This window comes from Qipengyuania sp. BR81-2, from assembly GCF_055693895.1.
On sequence record NZ_CM146344.1, the window covers coordinates 1129632 to 1147224 of the forward strand.

The 17593-nt window shown below is 63.7% G+C and carries 15 protein-coding genes and 2 pseudogenes; 8 read left to right on the plus strand and 9 right to left on the minus strand.

Annotated features, from left to right (window positions below):
* The first annotated feature begins 6 nt into the window (after nucleotides 1–6).
* Entirely contained in the window at nucleotides 7–705 is a 699-nt protein-coding gene (locus ACZ1G8_RS05570; RefSeq protein ID WP_472680864.1) for a YiaD family glycine zipper/OmpA-like lipoprotein, read from the plus strand.
* Nucleotides 706–771: 66 nt separating this feature from the next.
* Here ACZ1G8_RS05570 and ACZ1G8_RS05575 read toward each other — a convergent pair whose 3' ends face one another.
* The gene (locus tag ACZ1G8_RS05575) at nucleotides 772–1554 is read right to left on the minus strand and encodes a 3'(2'),5'-bisphosphate nucleotidase CysQ (protein WP_472680866.1); all 783 of its coding nucleotides are present in this window, start codon (nucleotides 1552–1554) and stop codon (nucleotides 772–774) included.
* 111 nt (nucleotides 1555–1665) lie between these two features.
* Between ACZ1G8_RS05575 and sucC the strand changes: the two genes are divergently transcribed.
* Nucleotides 1666–2865 (plus strand): ADP-forming succinate--CoA ligase subunit beta, encoded by a 1200-nt coding sequence (gene sucC / locus ACZ1G8_RS05580; protein ID WP_472680868.1) that lies wholly within the window; start codon nucleotides 1666–1668, stop codon nucleotides 2863–2865.
* Nucleotides 2866–2925: 60 nt separating this feature from the next.
* On the opposite strand, the gene ACZ1G8_RS05585 is transcribed toward sucC, so the two are convergent.
* On the minus strand, nucleotides 2926–3798 hold the full coding sequence (locus tag ACZ1G8_RS05585) for a DUF6265 family protein (protein WP_472680869.1): 873 nt from the start codon (nucleotides 3796–3798) through the stop codon (nucleotides 2926–2928).
* A 203-nt stretch (nucleotides 3799–4001) separates the two neighbouring features.
* Between ACZ1G8_RS05585 and ACZ1G8_RS05590 the strand changes: the two genes are divergently transcribed.
* The 3 genes from ACZ1G8_RS05590 to ACZ1G8_RS05600 are packed head-to-tail and all read left to right on the plus strand — an operon-like array spanning nucleotide 4002 to nucleotide 6688.
* A complete protein-coding gene (locus ACZ1G8_RS05590; protein ID WP_472680871.1) occupies nucleotides 4002–4748 on the plus strand; it encodes an electron transfer flavoprotein subunit beta/FixA family protein in 747 nt (248 codons plus the stop codon).
* Nucleotides 4749–4775: 27 nt separating this feature from the next.
* Nucleotides 4776–5705, plus strand: a complete 930-nt coding sequence (locus tag ACZ1G8_RS05595) for an electron transfer flavoprotein subunit alpha/FixB family protein (protein WP_472680873.1) — start codon at nucleotides 4776–4778, stop codon at nucleotides 5703–5705.
* A gap of 59 nt (nucleotides 5706–5764) precedes the next feature.
* On the plus strand, nucleotides 5765–6688 hold the full coding sequence (locus ACZ1G8_RS05600) for an energy transducer TonB (RefSeq protein WP_472680875.1): 924 nt from the start codon (nucleotides 5765–5767) through the stop codon (nucleotides 6686–6688).
* A 12-nt stretch (nucleotides 6689–6700) separates the two neighbouring features.
* Here the strand turns inward: ACZ1G8_RS05600 and ACZ1G8_RS05605 are convergent.
* The 6 genes and pseudogenes from ACZ1G8_RS05605 to ACZ1G8_RS05630 all read right to left on the minus strand — a co-directional run bounded on the left by ACZ1G8_RS05605 (nucleotide 6701) and on the right by ACZ1G8_RS05630 (nucleotide 13930).
* Nucleotides 6701–7913, minus strand: a pseudogene (locus ACZ1G8_RS05605) (DUF445 domain-containing protein).
* 82 nt (nucleotides 7914–7995) lie between these two features.
* Nucleotides 7996–11470: pseudogene (locus ACZ1G8_RS05610) on the minus strand (efflux RND transporter permease subunit).
* Nucleotides 11471–11483: 13 nt separating this feature from the next.
* Nucleotides 11484–12677 carry an efflux RND transporter periplasmic adaptor subunit gene (locus tag ACZ1G8_RS05615; RefSeq protein WP_472680876.1) on the minus strand — a complete coding sequence of 398 codons (1194 nt, stop codon included), beginning with the start codon at nucleotides 12675–12677 and terminating at the stop codon, nucleotides 11484–11486.
* Between the two features lie 233 nt (nucleotides 12678–12910).
* Entirely contained in the window at nucleotides 12911–13177 is a 267-nt protein-coding gene (locus tag ACZ1G8_RS05620) for a GlsB/YeaQ/YmgE family stress response membrane protein (RefSeq protein WP_221427348.1), read from the minus strand.
* A 159-nt stretch (nucleotides 13178–13336) separates the two neighbouring features.
* Complete coding sequence (gene sciP / locus ACZ1G8_RS05625; protein WP_221427347.1) at nucleotides 13337–13636, minus strand: CtrA inhibitor SciP; 300 nt, start codon at nucleotides 13634–13636, stop codon at nucleotides 13337–13339.
* Nucleotides 13637–13930 (minus strand): hypothetical protein, encoded by a 294-nt coding sequence (locus tag ACZ1G8_RS05630; RefSeq protein WP_221427346.1) that lies wholly within the window; start codon nucleotides 13928–13930, stop codon nucleotides 13637–13639.
* 107 nt (nucleotides 13931–14037) lie between these two features.
* Between ACZ1G8_RS05630 and mnmA the strand changes: the two genes are divergently transcribed.
* The 3 genes from mnmA to ACZ1G8_RS05645 are packed head-to-tail and all read left to right on the plus strand — an operon-like array spanning nucleotide 14038 to nucleotide 17240.
* Complete coding sequence (gene mnmA / locus ACZ1G8_RS05635) at nucleotides 14038–15192, plus strand: tRNA 2-thiouridine(34) synthase MnmA (RefSeq protein ID WP_472680878.1); 1155 nt, start codon at nucleotides 14038–14040, stop codon at nucleotides 15190–15192.
* Between the two features lie 60 nt (nucleotides 15193–15252).
* Nucleotides 15253–16305, plus strand: a complete 1053-nt coding sequence (gmd, locus tag ACZ1G8_RS05640; RefSeq protein ID WP_472680880.1) for a GDP-mannose 4,6-dehydratase — start codon at nucleotides 15253–15255, stop codon at nucleotides 16303–16305.
* 50 nt (nucleotides 16306–16355) lie between these two features.
* Nucleotides 16356–17240, plus strand: a complete 885-nt coding sequence (locus ACZ1G8_RS05645; RefSeq protein WP_472681203.1) for a GDP-L-fucose synthase family protein — start codon at nucleotides 16356–16358, stop codon at nucleotides 17238–17240.
* On the opposite strand, the gene ACZ1G8_RS05650 is transcribed toward ACZ1G8_RS05645, so the two are convergent.
* A complete protein-coding gene (locus ACZ1G8_RS05650) occupies nucleotides 17241–17579 on the minus strand; it encodes a hypothetical protein (protein WP_472680882.1) in 339 nt (112 codons plus the stop codon).
* Nucleotides 17580–17593: the final 14 nt, after the last annotated feature.

Here is a 17593-nt window from a genome sequence, read left to right on the forward strand (position 1 = left end):
GAAACTATGAAAACATCAAGAATATTTCTCGCAGGCTTCTCGGCAGTTGCCCTGATGGGCACCTCTGCCTGCGTCACCGACCCGAATACGGGCGAACGCAAGGTTTCGCGCACCGTTCTCGGCGGTGTCGGCGGCGCTGTTGCCGGCGGCCTGCTCGGCGGCGTCATCGGCGGCAAGACCGGCCGTATCATCGGCGCGGCAGCCGGCGGCGCAGCTGGCGGCTACGTCGGCTACCGCATGGACCAGCAGATCAAGGAGCTGAAGGAGCAGACCGAAGGCTCGGGCGTCGATGTCACCGAAGTCGACGGCGGCGATGCTATCCTCGTGAACCTGCCCGACGGCGTGACCTTCGCCACCGGCAGCGCGACGATCAACTCGGCGTTCCGCGCCACGCTCGATAATGTCGCAGCGAACCTCGTCGAGTATCCCAACAGCCTGATCGACGTCTACGGCTACACCGACACGACCGGTTCGGACTCGCTCAACCAGCGCCTGTCCGAACAGCGTGCGCAGGCTGTCGCCAACTACCTGATCAGCCGCGGCGTGAGCTCCTCGCGTATCCGCTGGCAGGGCTATGGCGAACAGTACGAGCATCTCAAGATCAAGACCGGCGACGGCGTGAACGAACCGCTCAACCGCCGTGTCGAAATCAAGATCATCCCGTTCGACCAGGACGACGTCGACGCTGCACAGGCGAACCAATAGGTCGCCTTAGTACCGGGTTCTTCGGAACAGTCGCAGAGAGGGGTCGGGCACCAGCCCGGCCCCTTTTTACTTGCCCGCGACCTGGTGGGCGCGCTCCGAAAGATGCTCGATCGTCGCCGCATGGATTGCAGGCGCACTGGCCACGACACCGAAGGCGCGCGGGTCGCGCTTGTTGTAATCGAGCTTGCGACCGAAGCTGTCCGAAATCGCCGCGCCGGCTTCGCGGGCAATCAGACCTGCTGCGGCGATGTCCCATTCGAAGCCCCAGCGAAGCGTTGCCACGAGATCGGCCTCGTCGGAAGCGACCATGGCGATGCGCAGGGCGATCGAATTGGGCTGGTCGACCTTGGTCAGAATGCGGTCCTGCTTCATCAGGTCCGCTGCCGGCACGCGCGCACCTTCGAACTCGGTGCGCGTCGAAGCCGACAGCACCTTGCCATTGCGGTTTGCCCCCTGCCCTGCCACCGCCTGCCAGACTTCGTCGCGGGCGGGCGCGCACAGGGTGCCGATCAGCGGGCGCCCCGCGCTGATCAGCGCGACGGAAACCGCCCAGCCCGTCCGGCCCCGGATAAAATCGCGCGTCCCGTCGATCGGATCGACCATCCAGATGAGGTCGTGCTCCAGCCGGGCAGGATCGTCGGCAGTCTCTTCGGATAGCCACCCTGCCGCTGGAAGCAGCGCGCCCAGTTCTCGCTTCAGGAAGGCATCGACGGCAAGGTCCGCTTCGCACACCGGGCTGCCCGGTGTCTTCTCCCACGCGCGCAGCTCGGCACCTGCGCCGGGCCACAGGCCGAGCGCGATCTTGCCGGCTTCAGCGACAATAGTTTCGAGTCGTTTGCTGTCGATCATGGGATTGGGCGGCACTGCACCCGAAAGTCGCACTTTTCAAGCGGGCCTACGTATGCTTATGCGCCCCAGAAGAATCTCCGCACGCAAATCTCGCGAAGGACCAGATCCCCCATGAACATTCACGAATACCAGGCCAAGGAACTTCTCGCGAAATACGGCATCGCCGTTCCCGCGGGTCACGCAGCGCTCACCGTCGAAGAAGCGGTCGAAGGCGCCAAGAAACTTCCCGGGCCGCTTTATGTCGTGAAAGCCCAGATCCACGCCGGTGGCCGCGGAAAGGGGAAGTTCAAGGAACTCGGCCCCGATGCAAAGGGCGGCGTCCGCCTGTCGAAGAGCGTCGAGGAAGTCGAAGCCAATGCCAAGGAAATGCTCGGCAACACGCTGGTGACGATCCAGACCGGCGAAGAAGGCAAGCAGGTTAACCGCCTCTACGTCACCGACGGCGTCGACATCGCGCATGAATACTATCTCTCGATGCTCGTCGACCGCGCCACCGGCCAGGTCGCCATGATCGCATCGACCGAAGGTGGCATGGACATCGAGGACGTCGCGCACGAGACGCCCGAGAAGATCTCCACGATCACCATCGACCCTGCACAGGGCTTCATGCCCCACCACGGCCGCGCGGTGGCCTTCGCCCTCAAGCTGACGGGCGACACCAACAAGCAGTGCCAGAAGCTCGCCAAGCAGCTCTACACCGCGTTCATGGACCTCGACATGGAAATGCTCGAAATCAATCCGCTGGTCGAGACCGACAAGGGCGACCTGCTGGTGCTCGACACCAAGATGAGCTTCGACGGCAACGCCCTCTACCGCCATCCCGACGTCGAAGCGATGCGCGACGAGACCGAGGAAGACCCGGCCGAAGTCGAAGCCAGCGAATATGACCTCGCCTATATCAAGCTCGACGGCAACATCGGCTGCATGGTCAACGGGGCGGGCCTTGCCATGGCGACGATGGACATCATCAAGCTCAATGGCGCCTTCCCGGCGAACTTCCTCGACGTGGGCGGCGGCGCTACCACCGAGAAGGTCACTGCGGCGTTCAAGATCATTCTCAAGGACCCGGCGGTCGAAGGTATCCTCGTCAACATCTTCGGCGGCATCATGCGCTGCGACACCATCGCAGAAGGCATCGTGGTTGCGGCGAAGGAAGTCGAGCTGGACGTGCCGCTGGTGGTCCGCCTCGAAGGCACCAATGTCGAGAAGGGCAAGGAGATTCTCGCCAACTCGGGCCTGCCGATCGTTCCGGCAGACGACCTCGGCGATGCTGCCCGCAAGATCGTGGCAGAGGTCAAGCAGGCGGCCTAAGCGCCGATTCGATTTAAGCGGAAAGGCCGTGCCGGCTTCGTGCTGGCGCGGCCTTTTCCTTTACGGCGTCGGCTTCGGCTCGGGCAGGACAGGCGGCGTGCTGTCCATGTAGGTGAGCCAGTTGCGCCAGATGGTAAGCGTCCGGCGATCAGTCATGGCGATGCTGCAGTCCAGCCCCATCACGCCGCGGATCGTGCCTTCCTTCCAGTCTTCGTAAACAGCACCGCATTCCGCATCGCGATAGGCGAGGAAGGCCGCTTCGCTGGCCTCGATCTCTCTCGCCAGCTCGGGCCGGTCGCCATGGATCTCGACCGCCTTCGCGAGATAGGCCTCGCGCCGCTCGTCAGCCCGGCCGAGCACATCGGCATAGCACTGGTTCATATAGGTCGTGGTCATCGCGTCGGGGCAGCGCTGCGGATGCTCGGGGCCAAGCGCGTCGAAGCGGAACACCAACTCCCCGCCCGATTGCATGCGGACCGCCGCAAGCAAGCCTTCGCCCGGGAAGTTGGGGTTACGGCACCTCAAGGTGAGCGCATGAAAATAGGCTGCGCAATCCTCCACCGCGATCAGGCGGAAGGTTAGCATGCCGTCCTTTTCCTCCCAGCCGGTGAGGTCGGCGTTGAAATGCTTGAGGCGCAGCACCAGCGTGCCTTGTTCTTCCATCATGTACAGGTGCTCGGTGAAGCGGATCCCGCCCTCATCCGTTTCCTGAATGAAGCTCCCGACCATGGTTCCGCCGCTCGGCGGCAGCCAGCTTTCCATTGCGGGCGCGCCGCCGATGCCGGTGCCCGCCCACTGACCGACGAGCCAGTCCACCTGATCGAGCGTGGCCGGAGGAGGCGTGTGCCCCTCGGGCGCCACGCGCGTTTCCTGCGCCGCAAGCGGGCTCGCCAATGCCGCCAGCACCCCTGCGAAAATCGTCCAGTCGCGCATCGCAAACCTCCCGTCTATCCGCCGAAACTAGCGCGGCAGGCCCGCGTTAGTAAAGCAAGGCGCACCAGCGCGCTTGACCTCGCCACTGGCGCGGGCAATCACCCCGGGGCGCGACGCAAAAAGGCTTGCCCGTTCAACTTGACGTTTACGTAAACGCAAGCTAGGCGTGCGCCACAGATTCTATCGAGAGGAAGGTATCCCCCATGAAAATCCTCGTCCCCGTCAAGCGGGTGATCGATTACAACGTCAAACCGCGCGTGAAGGCCGATGGCTCGGGCGTGGACCTTGCCAACGTCAAGATGAGCATGAACCCCTTCGACGAAATCGCCGTCGAAGAGGCTATTCGCCTCAAGGAAGCTGGCAAGGCGGAAGAAATCATCGCCGTCTCGATCGGCCCGGCAAAGGCGCAGGAAACGCTGCGTACCGCGCTCGCCATGGGCGCCGACCGTGCTATCCTCGTTGAGACCGATGACGAAGTCGAACCGCTCGCCGTCGCCAAGATCCTCAAGGCCATCGCCGACGAGGAAAACCCCGGCATCGTGATGCTCGGCAAGCAGGCGATCGACGACGATTCGAACCAGACCGGCCAGATGCTTGCAGCCCTCATGGGCCGTCCGCAGGGCACCTTCGCCAACACCGTCGAAGTCGACGGCGACAGTGTCGTCGTGAAGCGCGAAGTCGACGGCGGTCTCGAAACCGTGAAGCTTTCGCTCCCGGCCATCGTCACCACCGACCTCCGCCTCAACGAGCCGCGTTATGCTTCGCTGCCGAACATCATGAAGGCGAAGAAGAAGCCGCTCGATACCAAGAGCCCGTCCGACTTCGGCGTCGACACCGCGCCGCGCCTCAAGACCACCAACGTCTCCGAACCGCCGGTTCGCCAGGCAGGCGAGAAGGTCGAGGACGTCGATGCGCTGGTCGCCAAGATCAAAGCGCTCGGCATCGCGTAAGAGCCCGGACAGGAAAGGAACACAATTATGAAAACTCTCGTCTGGGTCGAACACGACAATGCCGAGATGAAGGACGCAACGCTTTCGGCGGTGACCGCTGCAAGCAAGCTGGGTGAAGTGCACCTGCTGGTCGCTGGCTCGGGCTGCCGCGCCGTGGCCGAACAGGCTGCCAAGATCGCAGGCGTCGGCAAGGTCCACCTCGCGGACGACGCTGCATACGAGCACGCGCTGGCCGAGAACGTCGCACCGCTTATCGCGGCGCAGATGGGCCACCACGATGCCTTCGTCGCGCCCGCCACCACCACCGGCAAGAACATCGCGCCGCGCGTCGCCGCCCTGCTCGACGTGATGCAGGTCTCCGACATCCTTTCGGTCGAAGGCGACAAGACCTTCACTCGCCCGATCTACGCCGGCAACGCGATCGCCACGGTCGAATCGACCGATGAAAAGCTCGTTGTCACCGTCCGCGGCACCGCCTTCGAAAAGGCAGCTGCCGAAGGTGGTTCGGCCGAGATCGAGGACATCTCCGGTTCGGGCGACGCTGGCATCTCCAGCTTCGTCAGCCAGGAGATCGCCGAGAGCGACCGTCCCGAACTCACCAGCGCCAAGGTCATCGTTTCGGGCGGTCGTGCGCTCAAGGACGCAGAGACGTTCGAGCAGGTCATCACTCCGCTCGCCGACAAGCTCGGTGCAGGTATCGGTGCATCGCGTGCCGCAGTGGACGCAGGCTACGTCCCCAACGACTACCAGGTCGGTCAGACCGGTAAGATCGTGGCTCCGGAAGTCTACATCGCCATCGGTATTTCCGGCGCGATCCAGCACCTCGCCGGGATGAAGGACTCCAAGACCATCATCGCGATCAACAAGGACGAAGACGCCCCGATCTTCCAGGTCGCGGACATCGGCCTCGTAGGTGATCTCTACAAGATCGTGCCGGAGCTGACTGAAAAGCTTTGACGCAAAACCTGATCTAATTCAGACCCCTTCGAACCAATACTGGTTCGGAGGGGTTTTTTATGCGGTCGCTCGTTAAATTCATCTCGCCGTTGCTTGCGGCAACTTGCCTTGGCAGCGCCAATGCCGCGTCGGCGAAGGACAGTCCGGAGCTCGTCTTGCTCGAGCCGTCTAGCCCGTGGAATCTCGACATGGGCGAACACAAGTGCCGGATCGCGCGGCTGTTCGGCGAAGGCGAGAAGAAGACGATTTTCATGATCGACCAGTGGGACCCGTCGAACACGGCGCAATGGACCGTCGCGGGGCCTGCGCTGGAGAAATACCGAAACGGGCGTGACACTTCCTTCGAGTTCAGCGGCGGGGGTGACTCTGGCGAGTTCGAATTGCTGGGCTCGTTCTTCGGAGAGTTCGGAAACGCGGTGCAGAGTTCGAGTGCATTCGTCGCAAGCGAACCAGAAGGTACAGACGAAGACGAAGAGCCCGACTACGTTGCAAATCCCCGCAGCCTGCCCGCGCTCGACGCCAAAGGGGCGGAAAATATCGAGTGGCTGACACTCACCCAGCGCGGGCGCACTCCGGTGCGGCTCCGTCTTGGCTCGCTCGAGGCACCGCTCGCGGCGATGAATGTCTGCATGGAGAATCTTGTCGAGTTCTGGGGGTTCGATCTCGAAGAGCAGCGTAGCGTTGCCAGTCCTCCGAAAGTTTCGAACATGCCACAGGTCGCGCGCGAAGTGGCCGAGCGCTATCCGGATTCTGCGCTCAGGCGCGGTGCCCAGGCGGATTTCCATATTCGCATGACGATCGACACACAGGGCCAGGTCGAGAACTGCGTGCTGTTGAGCCAGACGGCGGCGGACGATTTCGAGCTTGGCGGCCATCCCTGCACGGCCTTCGAGCGCTACGCGAAGATCGAGCCTGCGCGTGACAAGGTAGGGCAGCCGGTCAAAACCTATCTGACCAACCGGATCGTCTACCGCATTCCCTGAAATCGGTCGGCTTTAGCCGAAGAGCTCCATCAGGCCGTGGAGCGTCAGCCCGACGAGCCCGCCCACCAGCGTACCGTTGATGCGGATGAACTGGAGGTCTCGGCCTACCGCGCTCTCGACACGGTCGGTTAGTGTGGTCGCGTCCCAGCGGCGAACTGTCTCGCTCACCAGCTGGACGATCTGGTCGCCATAGCGCGTGGCGATTCCGACCGCGGTGCGTCGTGCGAAGCGGTTAACCTGTTGTTGCAGCCGCTCGTCGTCGCGCAATGCTTCGCCCAGTTCGGCGAGCGTTTCGCCGAGGTAGCCGCTACCCGTGCCGCCGCTGTCGCGAATGCTGGTGATCAGGCGGGCACGGATACGCTCCCAGACCGATTGCCACCAGTCGGCGATCGCGGGATTGTTGAGCAGCTCGACCTTCATCCGCTCGACCCGTTCCTGCATCTCGCGATCCTCGCGCATGCCGCGCGCGAGTTCGTGCAGGCCTTCCTCGATCTTGTCGCGCAGCGGATGTTCGGGATCGACCAGCACTTCGGCGAGCAGCTTGTAGAGACCGTCGATGACGGAGTTGGCGAGCCTTTCGTCGAGGCCGGTGAGGCGCAGCACCGCATTGGCGCGTTTGTGCACCATGTCGCGTACCATCTGCTCATTGTCCTCGAGGACGAGGCCCGCCCAGCGGATGATCTTGTCGATCACGATCCGGTGGCGCCCGTCCTCGATCATGGCGTCGAGCATCGATCCGAGCAGCGGCGCGACCTCGAGCTTCTCGATCTGGGCGGCGAGGCCCGAGCGGACCTGCGTGCCCAGTCGCTCGGGATCGAGCGATTCGAGCACTTCGACCGCCAGCTCGCCTGCGCCGATGCGCACGCGCGAGATCCTTCGCGGCACGCGGTTCGGCCAGATAGCCCCCCACCGCACCGGCAAGATTCATCGCGCCCATGCGGCGCGCGACGACCTGTGGGGTGAGGAAGTTCTCGCGCAGGAAGCCCGCCATCGTATCGGCGATGCGGTCCTTGTTCTCGGGAATTATTGCCGTGTGCGGGATCGGCAGGCCAAGCGGGTGGCGGAACAGCGCGGTAACCGCGAACCAGTCGGCCAGACCTCCGACCATCGCCGCTTCGGCGAATGCGTGAACGTATCCCCAAGCCGGATGCACATCGAGATAGCGCGCGGACAGGATGAAGATCGCCGCCATCAGGAACAGCATGCCCGTAGCGGTCCGCCGCATGGCGCGCGCACGGTCAGGCGGGAGCGGCGCTCCCCCATCATTCCCGTTCCGTTTGATATGCCCGCCATAACCTAGGCGACGCTTACTCCGCCGGTTCGATCCCGGGCTGCTGGCCCTGGGTCGGGATGACGCGATCCTCGTCGCCGGGGCGATAGGTGAGGAACTTGTTGCGCATCCACGGGCCGGCCCGCTTCTCGAACCCGTCGGCAAGGCTGAAGCCTGCCGGCACGATCAGCAGCGTAAGCAGCGTCGAAAGGATCAGGCCGCCGATCACGACCGTGCCCATCGGGGCGCGCCATGCGCCGTCGCCCGAAAGGCTGAGCGCGGTCGGCACCATACCCGCGGTCATGGCGACCGTGGTCATGACGATCGGCTGCGCACGCTTGTGACCGGCATCGATGATCGCGTCGATCTTGCGGGTGCCCTTGTCCATTTCCTCGATGGCGAAGTCGATCAGCAGGATCGAGTTCTTCGAGACGATGCCGAGCAATAGCAGGACGCCGATCAGGACCGGGAAGGAGAGCGGTTGTCCGACGATCCAGACCAGGAAGATACCGCCCAGCGGCGCCAACGCCAGCGAGGTCATGTTGACCAGCGGGCTCATCAATCGCTTGTAGAGCAGCACCAGCACGGCGAAGACGAGCAGGACGCCTGCGATCAGCGCTATGCCGAAATTGTCGAGCAGTTCCTGCTGCAGTTCGTCTTCGCCCACCTGATCGCGGATGACGCCCTGCGGGAGATTGCTCAGCGTGGGAAGGGTGTTGACCCGCTCCATCGCATTTCCGCGCAGCACGCCGCTCGCAAGGTCGGCACCTATCAGAACGCGGCGGTTCTGGTTGTATCGCTGGATGGTCGTTGGGCCTGCACCGAAGGAGATGTCCGCGATCCGGCCGAGCGGGACCGAAGTGCCGTTGGCGGTCGGAACCGGCAGGTTCTGGATCGTGGTAATATCCTCACGCGCTGCCTCCGGAAGGCGGACGCGGATCGGGATCTGGCGATCGGACAGCGAGAACTTGGCGGCGTTCTGCTCGATCTCGCCCATCGTCGCGATACGGATCGCCTGACCCACGGCTGCGGTCGAGACCCCGAGGTCCGCCATCAGTTCGGGGCGCGGACGGATGAGGATTTCGGGACGCGGAACGTCGGCCGTGATGCGCGGCGCGACGATCATGTCGAGTTCCTTCATCTCCTCGACCAGCTGGGCAGCCGTGTCGTTGAGCAGGACCGGATCCGAACCGGCGAGCATGATCGAGAGGTCCCGGCCGCTGCCGCCTCCGCCCGGACCGTTCATGTTATTCCAGCGCACGCGGGCGTCGGGAATGCTCGACAGGGTCGGGGCAAGGTCTCGGGTAAAGACGTAGGACGGACGCTCACGGTCTTCGGACAGCGTGATGTAAAGCGTCGCATTGCCTTCCGAGACGCGCTCGAGGACACGCTCGACTTCCTGCTGTTCGTAGAGCAGGGCAGCAACACGGTCTGCCACACGTTCGGTATCTTCAAGCGTGGTGCCCGGTACCATTTCGATGCGCACCTGCGTGGTCGAGATCGTCGACCTCCGGATTGAACTGGAACGGCGTCTGGCCGAACAGCAGAATGGTCAGCAGGAATGCGAACCAGCCCACGCCGAGCATCCACACGCGGTGATCGTAGAAGCGCGCTTCGAGATAGCGCCAGCTCTGGGACAGGCGCTGTCCGAGGAAACGCAGCACGAAGCCGAGCACCTTGAGCAGGCCGAAGGCAAGCGCGAAACCGATAGCCGTTGCCACCGAGAGCTGGATCAGCTGCAGCGGACGCATGATCAGCGAATGGAGGAATGTCTCTTCCTCCGCCGCTGCATTGGCCAGCGTCTGCGGAATCTGCAGGCCGTCGATCGCGTTGTAGCTCATGAAGACGCCGATGGCCGAGATGACCAGCAGCAGGATCGTCGTGAAGAGCAGCGAGAGCGCATAGGCCCAGCGACGCTTGGGCGGCGTCACGCCATCACGGCGCTTGTGCATCTTGCCGCGCTCGAGCGACCAGTGGAGCACCTTCATATAGCGGTCCATCCACTTGCCTTCGCCATGCGCTGCATGGCCCTTGGCCTGCAGGAAGTAGGCCGCCAGCATTGGCGTGATCATACGGGCCACCGCGAGGCTCATGAGCACTGCGACGACGACCGTAAGGCCGAAGTTCTTGAAGAACTGGCCGGTCACACCGGGCATGAGGCCGACGGGCAGGAAGACCGCGACGATACAGAAGCTGGTGGCAACCACGGGCAGACCGATCTCGTCGGCTGCGTCGATCGATGCTTGATAGGCGCTCTTGCCCATTCGCATGTGTCTGACGATGTTCTCGATCTCCACGATCGCATCGTCGACCAGCACGCCTGCCACGAGGGCGAGCGCGAGCAGCGACATTTGGTTCAGGTTGAAGCCTAGCAGGTCCATGAACCAGAAGGTCGGGATCGCCGAGAGCGGGATGGCGACGGCGGAGATAAAGGTCGCACGCCAGTCGCGCAGGAAGAAGAACACCACGACGACGGCGAGGATCGCGCCTTCGATCATTGCCGCGATCGAGCTCGAATACTGGTCCTTGGTGTATTTCACCGTATCGAACAGCTGGATGAAGCGCACGTCAGGGTTGGCCGCCTCGATCTCAGCGATCTTCTTCTGCGCTTCGGCGAAGACGGTCACGTCGGAGGCGCCCTTGGCGCGGCTCATGTAGAAGTTGACGACCTCCTGGTCGCGGACCTTCGAGATCGAGGTGCGCTCCGAGTAGCCGTCGCGCACGGTCGCGACATCGCCCAAGTTGAGCGTGGTGCCGTTCGAAAGGCGGATCTGGCGCTGCGAAAGTTCGTAAGCGGTGCCGGTATTGCCGAGAACGCGGACCGACTGGCGGGTCCCGCCGACTTCGGCCATGCCGCCTGCCGCGTCGAGATTGTCGCGGCGCAGGACCGAGTTGATCTCGCTGGCGGTAACGCCGTAGGCCTGCATCTTGGGCAAGTCGAGAATGACCTCGATCTCACGGCTCACGCCGCCGAAACGGCCGGCTTCCGCCATGCCGTCGATCGACAGCAGTTGCTTGGCCACCGTGTCGTCGATGAACCAGCTGAGCTGCTCGATCGTCATGTCGTTGGCTTCGACCGCGTAGATGCCGAGAAAGCCACCGGCGATCTCGACCTTCTCGACACGCGGTTCGAGAATGCCGTCGGGCAGGCTCCCGCGCACTCGGTCGATCGCGTTCTTGACCTCCGCAGTGGCGTTGTTCGGATCGGTGCCGATCTCGAATTCGACGAAGGTGTTGGAGCTGCCCTCGCGCGCGGTCGAGGTGATCTTGTTCACCCCGTTGACCGAGCGCACCGCGGCTTCGACCTGCTGGGTGATCTGGTTCTCGATCTCGGTCAGGGCGGCGCCCGGCTGCGAGATCGTGACGTTGACCGCGGGGAATTCGATGTCCGGGTTGTTCACCACATCCATGCGGGCAAAGCTCAGCATGCCTGCGAGCAGAAGCGCGGTGAACGCAACCAGGGGGATCACCGGGTTGCGGATCGACCAGGCAGAGATATTGCGGAAGTTCATCGCGGGAAGTCCCTTATTCGCTGGCCGACCGCGGGTTCACCGTCTCGCCTTCGGTCAGGAAGCCGCCGGCGCGCAGGACGATCTTCTCGTTGCCCGAGATGCCGCTCTCGATGACGACGCCATCGCTGGTGACCATGCCGGTTTCGACCGCCATACGCTGCACCTTGTTCTCGTCATCGACGACGTAGACGAAGCTGCCCTGGCTGTCCGACAGGACGGCGCTTTCGGGAAGCAGCGGCGCGGTGGTGGTACCACTGAGTATGCGTGCGGTGGCAAAGCCGCCCGGACGCAGGGCCGGGTCGTAGGACAGCGCGATGCGCGCGGTGCCCTGGCGGTTGCGGGCATCGATCGTCGGCGAGATCTGCCACACCTGACCGGTGAAGGTCTGGTCTGTGCCCACCGGCGTTACCTCTGCCGAGACGCCTGCGCTGAGGCGCGCGAGCTGTTCTTCGCCGACCTGAGCAAGCATTTCGATCTCGCCGCCGCGTGCGAGGCGGAACAATGCGCCCGAGCCTGCCGAGACGGTGGCACCGACTTCGACATTGCGTTCGAGCACGAGGCCTGCCGACGGAGCGACGATGTTGAGGCGTGCGTTGCGGGCGTTGAGTTCGCTGAGCGAGGCCTGGGCCACGCGTACACGGGCCACGGCGGCATCGCGCGTTGCAGTCAGGCGATCGACGTCCGCGGTCGAGACGAAGCCGCGCTCGACCAGCTGGAGTGCGCGGTCGAGGTTTGACTGGGCGAGGTTGGCATCGGCCTGGGCCACTTCGACCTGCGCTGCGGCGGCGCGCGCCTGCTGCGACTGGACCGAACGGTCGATCACCGCGAGGACCTGGCCCTGGCGGACCCAGTCACCTGCTTCGACGGGGATCGAGACCACGCGGCCGCCCTCGCCAACAACGCCGACGGGCGCTTCGCGGCGGGCAGCCAGTACACCGGTGGCGACGATCTGGCCTTCGACCGTGGTGCGCCCGGGCGAAACGACGGTGATAGCGGGGGCCTGCGCGCCGCGATCGGCTACTTCTTCCTCCGCGCCCATCGTCAGGAAGACGTAGGCAGCAATGATGGCCGCGAGCAGCGCAAGGCCGATGATCACGTACAGGCGCGTGCGCGAACGTTCTTCCGCAGGCTCACCGATGGTGTTGCCATCGAGTGTTACCGCCACGGGTTCATCGCCCTGTGCCTTGATATCCGATTCATACGTCATCTTATCTGCCCCGTCTTGTCGCGGCCGTCGTTGGCTGAGTGTATTAGTCGACTAAATCACAAAGCGCAAGACCGTGGATTTGTTGCCTAGAACCATGCGTGAGGCGGGGCAATCTGCAACTCGACCGGGGGCATAGCACGCCTGACGAAGTGCGTCGCGCGCCGCATAAAATGCTAAAAGGGCGGCACGAGTGACCCGTGCCGCCCCTTGTTGGCTCAAATTTTCGCCTGCGCTTACCGCACGCGACCGCGCTGAACGAGGTTGGCGATGCCCAGCAGGACGACGGCGCCGACGATGGCGATGATCAGTCCGGTGAGCGAGAACTCCTGCACGCTGCCCGAAATACCCAGCAGCGGGCCGGCAATCAGGTTGCCGATGACCGAGCCGACACAGCCGACCACGATATTCCAGAAAATGCCCATCGAGGCGTCACGGTTCATGACGAGGCTCGCAAGCCAGCCCGCGATACCACCGACGATAAGTGCGATTATCCAACCCATTGCAATTCCTCCTGTTTTAGCCCGATCAGGACATCACCTCGCAATGCGCAAGGCATGCCGGACCGGCCCCCCTTTCTGCATGGGGACAGGATTCAAGCGGGAATGCAAGCGAAAGGTTCCCGCGCCGCAGGTGGCGGATCGGCGGGATCGCCCCTTGGATCAGTACTTGAACTGGCGCTCGTAGAGATCGCGGTAGTGCTGGATGCGGGTCACTCGGAGGCCCTGCATGCCCGAACGATCGACAGCACGCTGCCAGGACGCGAATTCTTCCAGCGTCAGGCCGTAGCGCTCAAGCACTTCGTCGATAGTAAGTAGGCCCCCGTTCACCGCAGCGACCACTTCGGCCTTGCGACGCACCACCCAGCGCTTCGTCTTGGGCGAAGGCAGGTCGTCAAGGGTCAGCGGCTCGCCAAGCGGGCCAATCACCTGTGCAGGGCGGATGTCCTGGTTTTCGATCATCTATTTCTCTCGGTCGCCATGCACCGCACCATTTGCGGCTCGACCACTCTCTAACCCGCTTGATTTGCCATGAGTTAAATCAGCTTGGTTAACAGGCCGTTTACTTTCTTCATCGCTTTCGCGGCGCACTTCGCCGAAAGCCTCGAACCCGCCGGTCTCGGATTTCGACAGTTCCTCGCGCAGCTCGCGAGTCGCCGACAGCTTCGCGACCAGGTCGGTCCAGCGAAACTGGTGCAAAACGTCGGATTCGCGCCCCTGCACGAATGCCTTCTTATTGATGTGCCCCTCGAACATGCGACTCGGAATAGTCCAACATGGTAAAGAGTCTGTGAAACATCGCATCGCAGGCGTTCCAAGGGAAATACTGGAGGCGCGCGGCCAAGGCGTGTAAGGGGCGCGCCATGCCCGAATCCCGTCTTCTCGATGCGGCCTCTGCCGCCGACCTGTTCGACTTGCCGCGCCCCGCGTCCGAATGCCGGATCGTGGTCGCCATGTCGGGCGGCGTCGACAGCTCGGTCGTCGCCGCGCTCGCCGCGAAAAGTGGCGCGGAAGTCATCGGAATCACGCTCCAGCTGTACGATTATGGGGCAGCGACCGGCCGCAAGGGCGCCTGCTGCGCGGGCGACGACATCGCCGATGCGCGAGCGGTCGCCGACCGGCTCGGCATAGCGCATTACGTTTCCGACCATGAAAGCGCCTTTCGCGAGGAAGTGGTCGAGACCTTCGCCGACGAATATCTTGCAGGTCGCACGCCGGTGCCCTGCATCCGCTGCAACATGGGTCCCAAGTTCACGGATCTCTTCGCAATGGCGCGCGAACTGGGCGCGGACTGCCTCGCTACGGGGCATTACGTCCGCCGCGTGATGGGACCGGCCGGGCCCGAGCTGCACCGCGCACTCGATCCGGCGCGCGACCAGTCATACTTCCTCTACGCCACGACCGAGGACCAGCTCGACTTCCTGCGCTTCCCTCTTGGCGGCCTGCCCAAGAGCGAGGTGCGCGAGCTTGCCGAGGCCGCCGGCCTGCGGAATGCGGCCAAGCCCGACAGCCAGGACATCTGTTTCGTGCCCGACGGCGACTATGCGAAGATCGTCAAGAAGATGCGCCCCGAGGGCGCGCGTCCGGGCAAGATCGTCCATGCCGCGAGCGGCGAGACCCTGGGCGAGCACAAGGGCGTGATCCACTACACCGTCGGCCAGCGCCGCGGCCTCGAAATCGGCGGGCAGCCCGAACCGCTTTATGTCGTGGGCATCGATGCCGAGAATGCAGAGGTGAAGGTCGGACCCAAGCGCATGCTTGCAGTGGAAGCGGCGCATATCGTCGAGACCAACCGCATCGGCCCGCTCCCCGACGTGCAGCTGACAGCCAAGGTGCGCAGCCTTGCCAAGCCGGTTCCCGTCACGCTCGACGGCCCGCTGGGCGACAATGCGCCCACCACGATCCGTTTCGCGGAGCCCGAATACGGCGTCGCGCCCGGGCAGGCCGCTGTCCTCTATGCAGGTGACAGGGTCGTCGGCGGGGGCTGGATCGACGCAACGACGGGGGTTTCCGCCTAGGCGACGCTTGCCAAACCGGCGGCCCATTCCTTACCGCAGCGCCATAAAAGGAGAAACGGGTTGAGCGCCAAGCGGGCATTGATAACCGGGGTAACCGGACAGGACGGGTCGTATCTTGCACGCCTGCTCCTGGAGAAGGGCTACGAGGTCCACGGCGTAAAGCGTCGCTCGTCCTCCTTCAACACCGGCCGGATCGAAGACATCTACGAGGATCCGCACGATCCCGATCCCCACATGCACCTGCATTTCGGCGACGTGACCGATGCCACCAACATCATCCGCGTGGTGCAGGAAGTGCAGCCGCACGAGGTCTACAACCTTGCCGCGCAAAGCCATGTGCAGGTGAGTTTCGAAACGCCCGAATATACGGCCAATGCCGACGCGCTCGGCGCGCTCCGCCTGCTCGAGGCGGTCCGCATCCTCAAGCTCGAAGGCCACACGCGTTTTTTCCAGGCCTCGACCAGCGAGATGTTCGGGTTGGTTCAGGAAACGCCGCAGACCGAAACGACGCCTTTCTATCCGCGCAGCCCCTACGCGGTGGCCAAGCTCTATGCGCACTGGATCACAGTGAACTACCGCGAGGCGTACAACATGCACGCCTCCTGCGGGATCATGTTCAACCATGAAAGCCCGGTCCGCGGCGAGACCTTCGTCACTCGCAAGATCACTCGCGGTGTCGCGGCGATCGCGCTTGGCCTCGAGGACCGGCTCTATCTCGGCAATCTCGATGCGCAACGCGACTGGGGCCACGCACGCGAATATGCGCGCGGCATGTGGATGATGCTGCAGCAGGACATTCCGCAGGACTACGTGCTCGCGACGGGCAAGACCTCAAGCGTGCGAGACTTCACTCGCTGGGTGTTCGAGGACGCAGACATCGAGCTCGAATTCCGCGGAGAGGGCGAGGACGAGAAGGGTTTCTGCGCGAAGACCGGCAGGTGCCTCGTCGAGATCGATCCGCGCTACTTCCGGCCGACCGAAGTCGATTTCCTTCTCGGCGATGCCTCCAAGGCCAAGGCCGAACTTGGCTGGGAAGCGCAGACCTCGGCGCGCGAACTGGCAAGCGAGATGCTGGCCGCGGACATGGAAGCGATAAAGGCCGCGAAATCGTGAGCCGCTACGCGCTTTCGGGAAAGCGCATCTACGTCGCCGGCCATCGCGGCATGGTCGGGCAGGCACTGGTGCGGCGGCTCGAAAGCGAGGACTGCGAAATCCTCACTGCCGAACGTTCGCTCGACCTGCGCGAACAGGCCGAGGTGCGCCGCTGGTTCTCCGACCACAGGCCCGATGCGGTCATCCTCGCTGCGGCAAGGGTTGGCGGTATTCTCGCCAATAGCGAGCGGCCGGGGGAGTTTCTCTACGACAACCTTATGATCGCGGCGAACGTGATTGAGGCCGCCAAGAGGCAGCGCTGCGAGAAGCTGCTGTTCCTCGGCTCCTCCTGCATCTATCCCAAGCATGCCGAGCAGCCGATCCCCGAGGACGCATTGCTCACCGGCGCGCTCGAGCCGACCAACGAGGCCTACGCGATCGCGAAGATAGCTGGCCTCAAGCTCGCCGCCAGCTATCGCCGGGAGTACGGCTGCGATTTCATTTCCGCCATGCCGACCAATCTCTACGGCCCTGGCGACAATTACGACCCGCAGAGCAGCCACGTTATCCCGGCGATGATCCGCCGCTTCCACGAGGCGAAGCTATCGGGTGCGGACAGCGTTGCGATCTGGGGCAGCGGAACGCCGATGCGCGAGTTCATGCATGTCGACGATCTCGCCGATGCCTGCATTTTCCTGCTGCGCGAATATTCGGAGGAAGGGCACGTCAATGTCGGCTCGGGCGAGGAAGTCTCGATCAGCGACCTCGCCGGTCTCATCGCGCGAACGGTCGGCTTCGAAGGCCTTATCGAATGCGACACTACCAAGCCCGACGGCACGCCGCGCAAGCTGATGGATTCTTCGCTTCTCAAGGCGATGGGCTGGACCGCTTCAGTCGGTCTCGAGGAAGGCCTGCAAACGGCCTACGAAGCTTTCCTCGGCGACGTCGCCCGCTGATCAGCGATCCCACTGCTGCAATACGCAGCCGTATCCTTCGCGGTAGGACGCCGTGTCGGAAGCCACGAAGGGGATCGACGCGGTCACGCTCCGGTTGGTCTTGTTCTCGCTCAGCATCACCAGCTCCATCCCGGCAAGCTTGTCCTTCCCGCAATCGTCGAGGCTGCGCCCGGCGACATAGCGGCACGAACAGGCAACCCGCGCCGCATAGGCCGTGCCCGCCTCGCTGGTGCGCCGCATGTCCTCGCCATAGGCGACCCAGCCGGCCGCCAGCAGCGCGGCGACGACCACCAGCAGCCAGAACCACCAGCGGGTGAAGAGAGAGCGTTTTTTGGCCATTGCGCGGGTCAGAT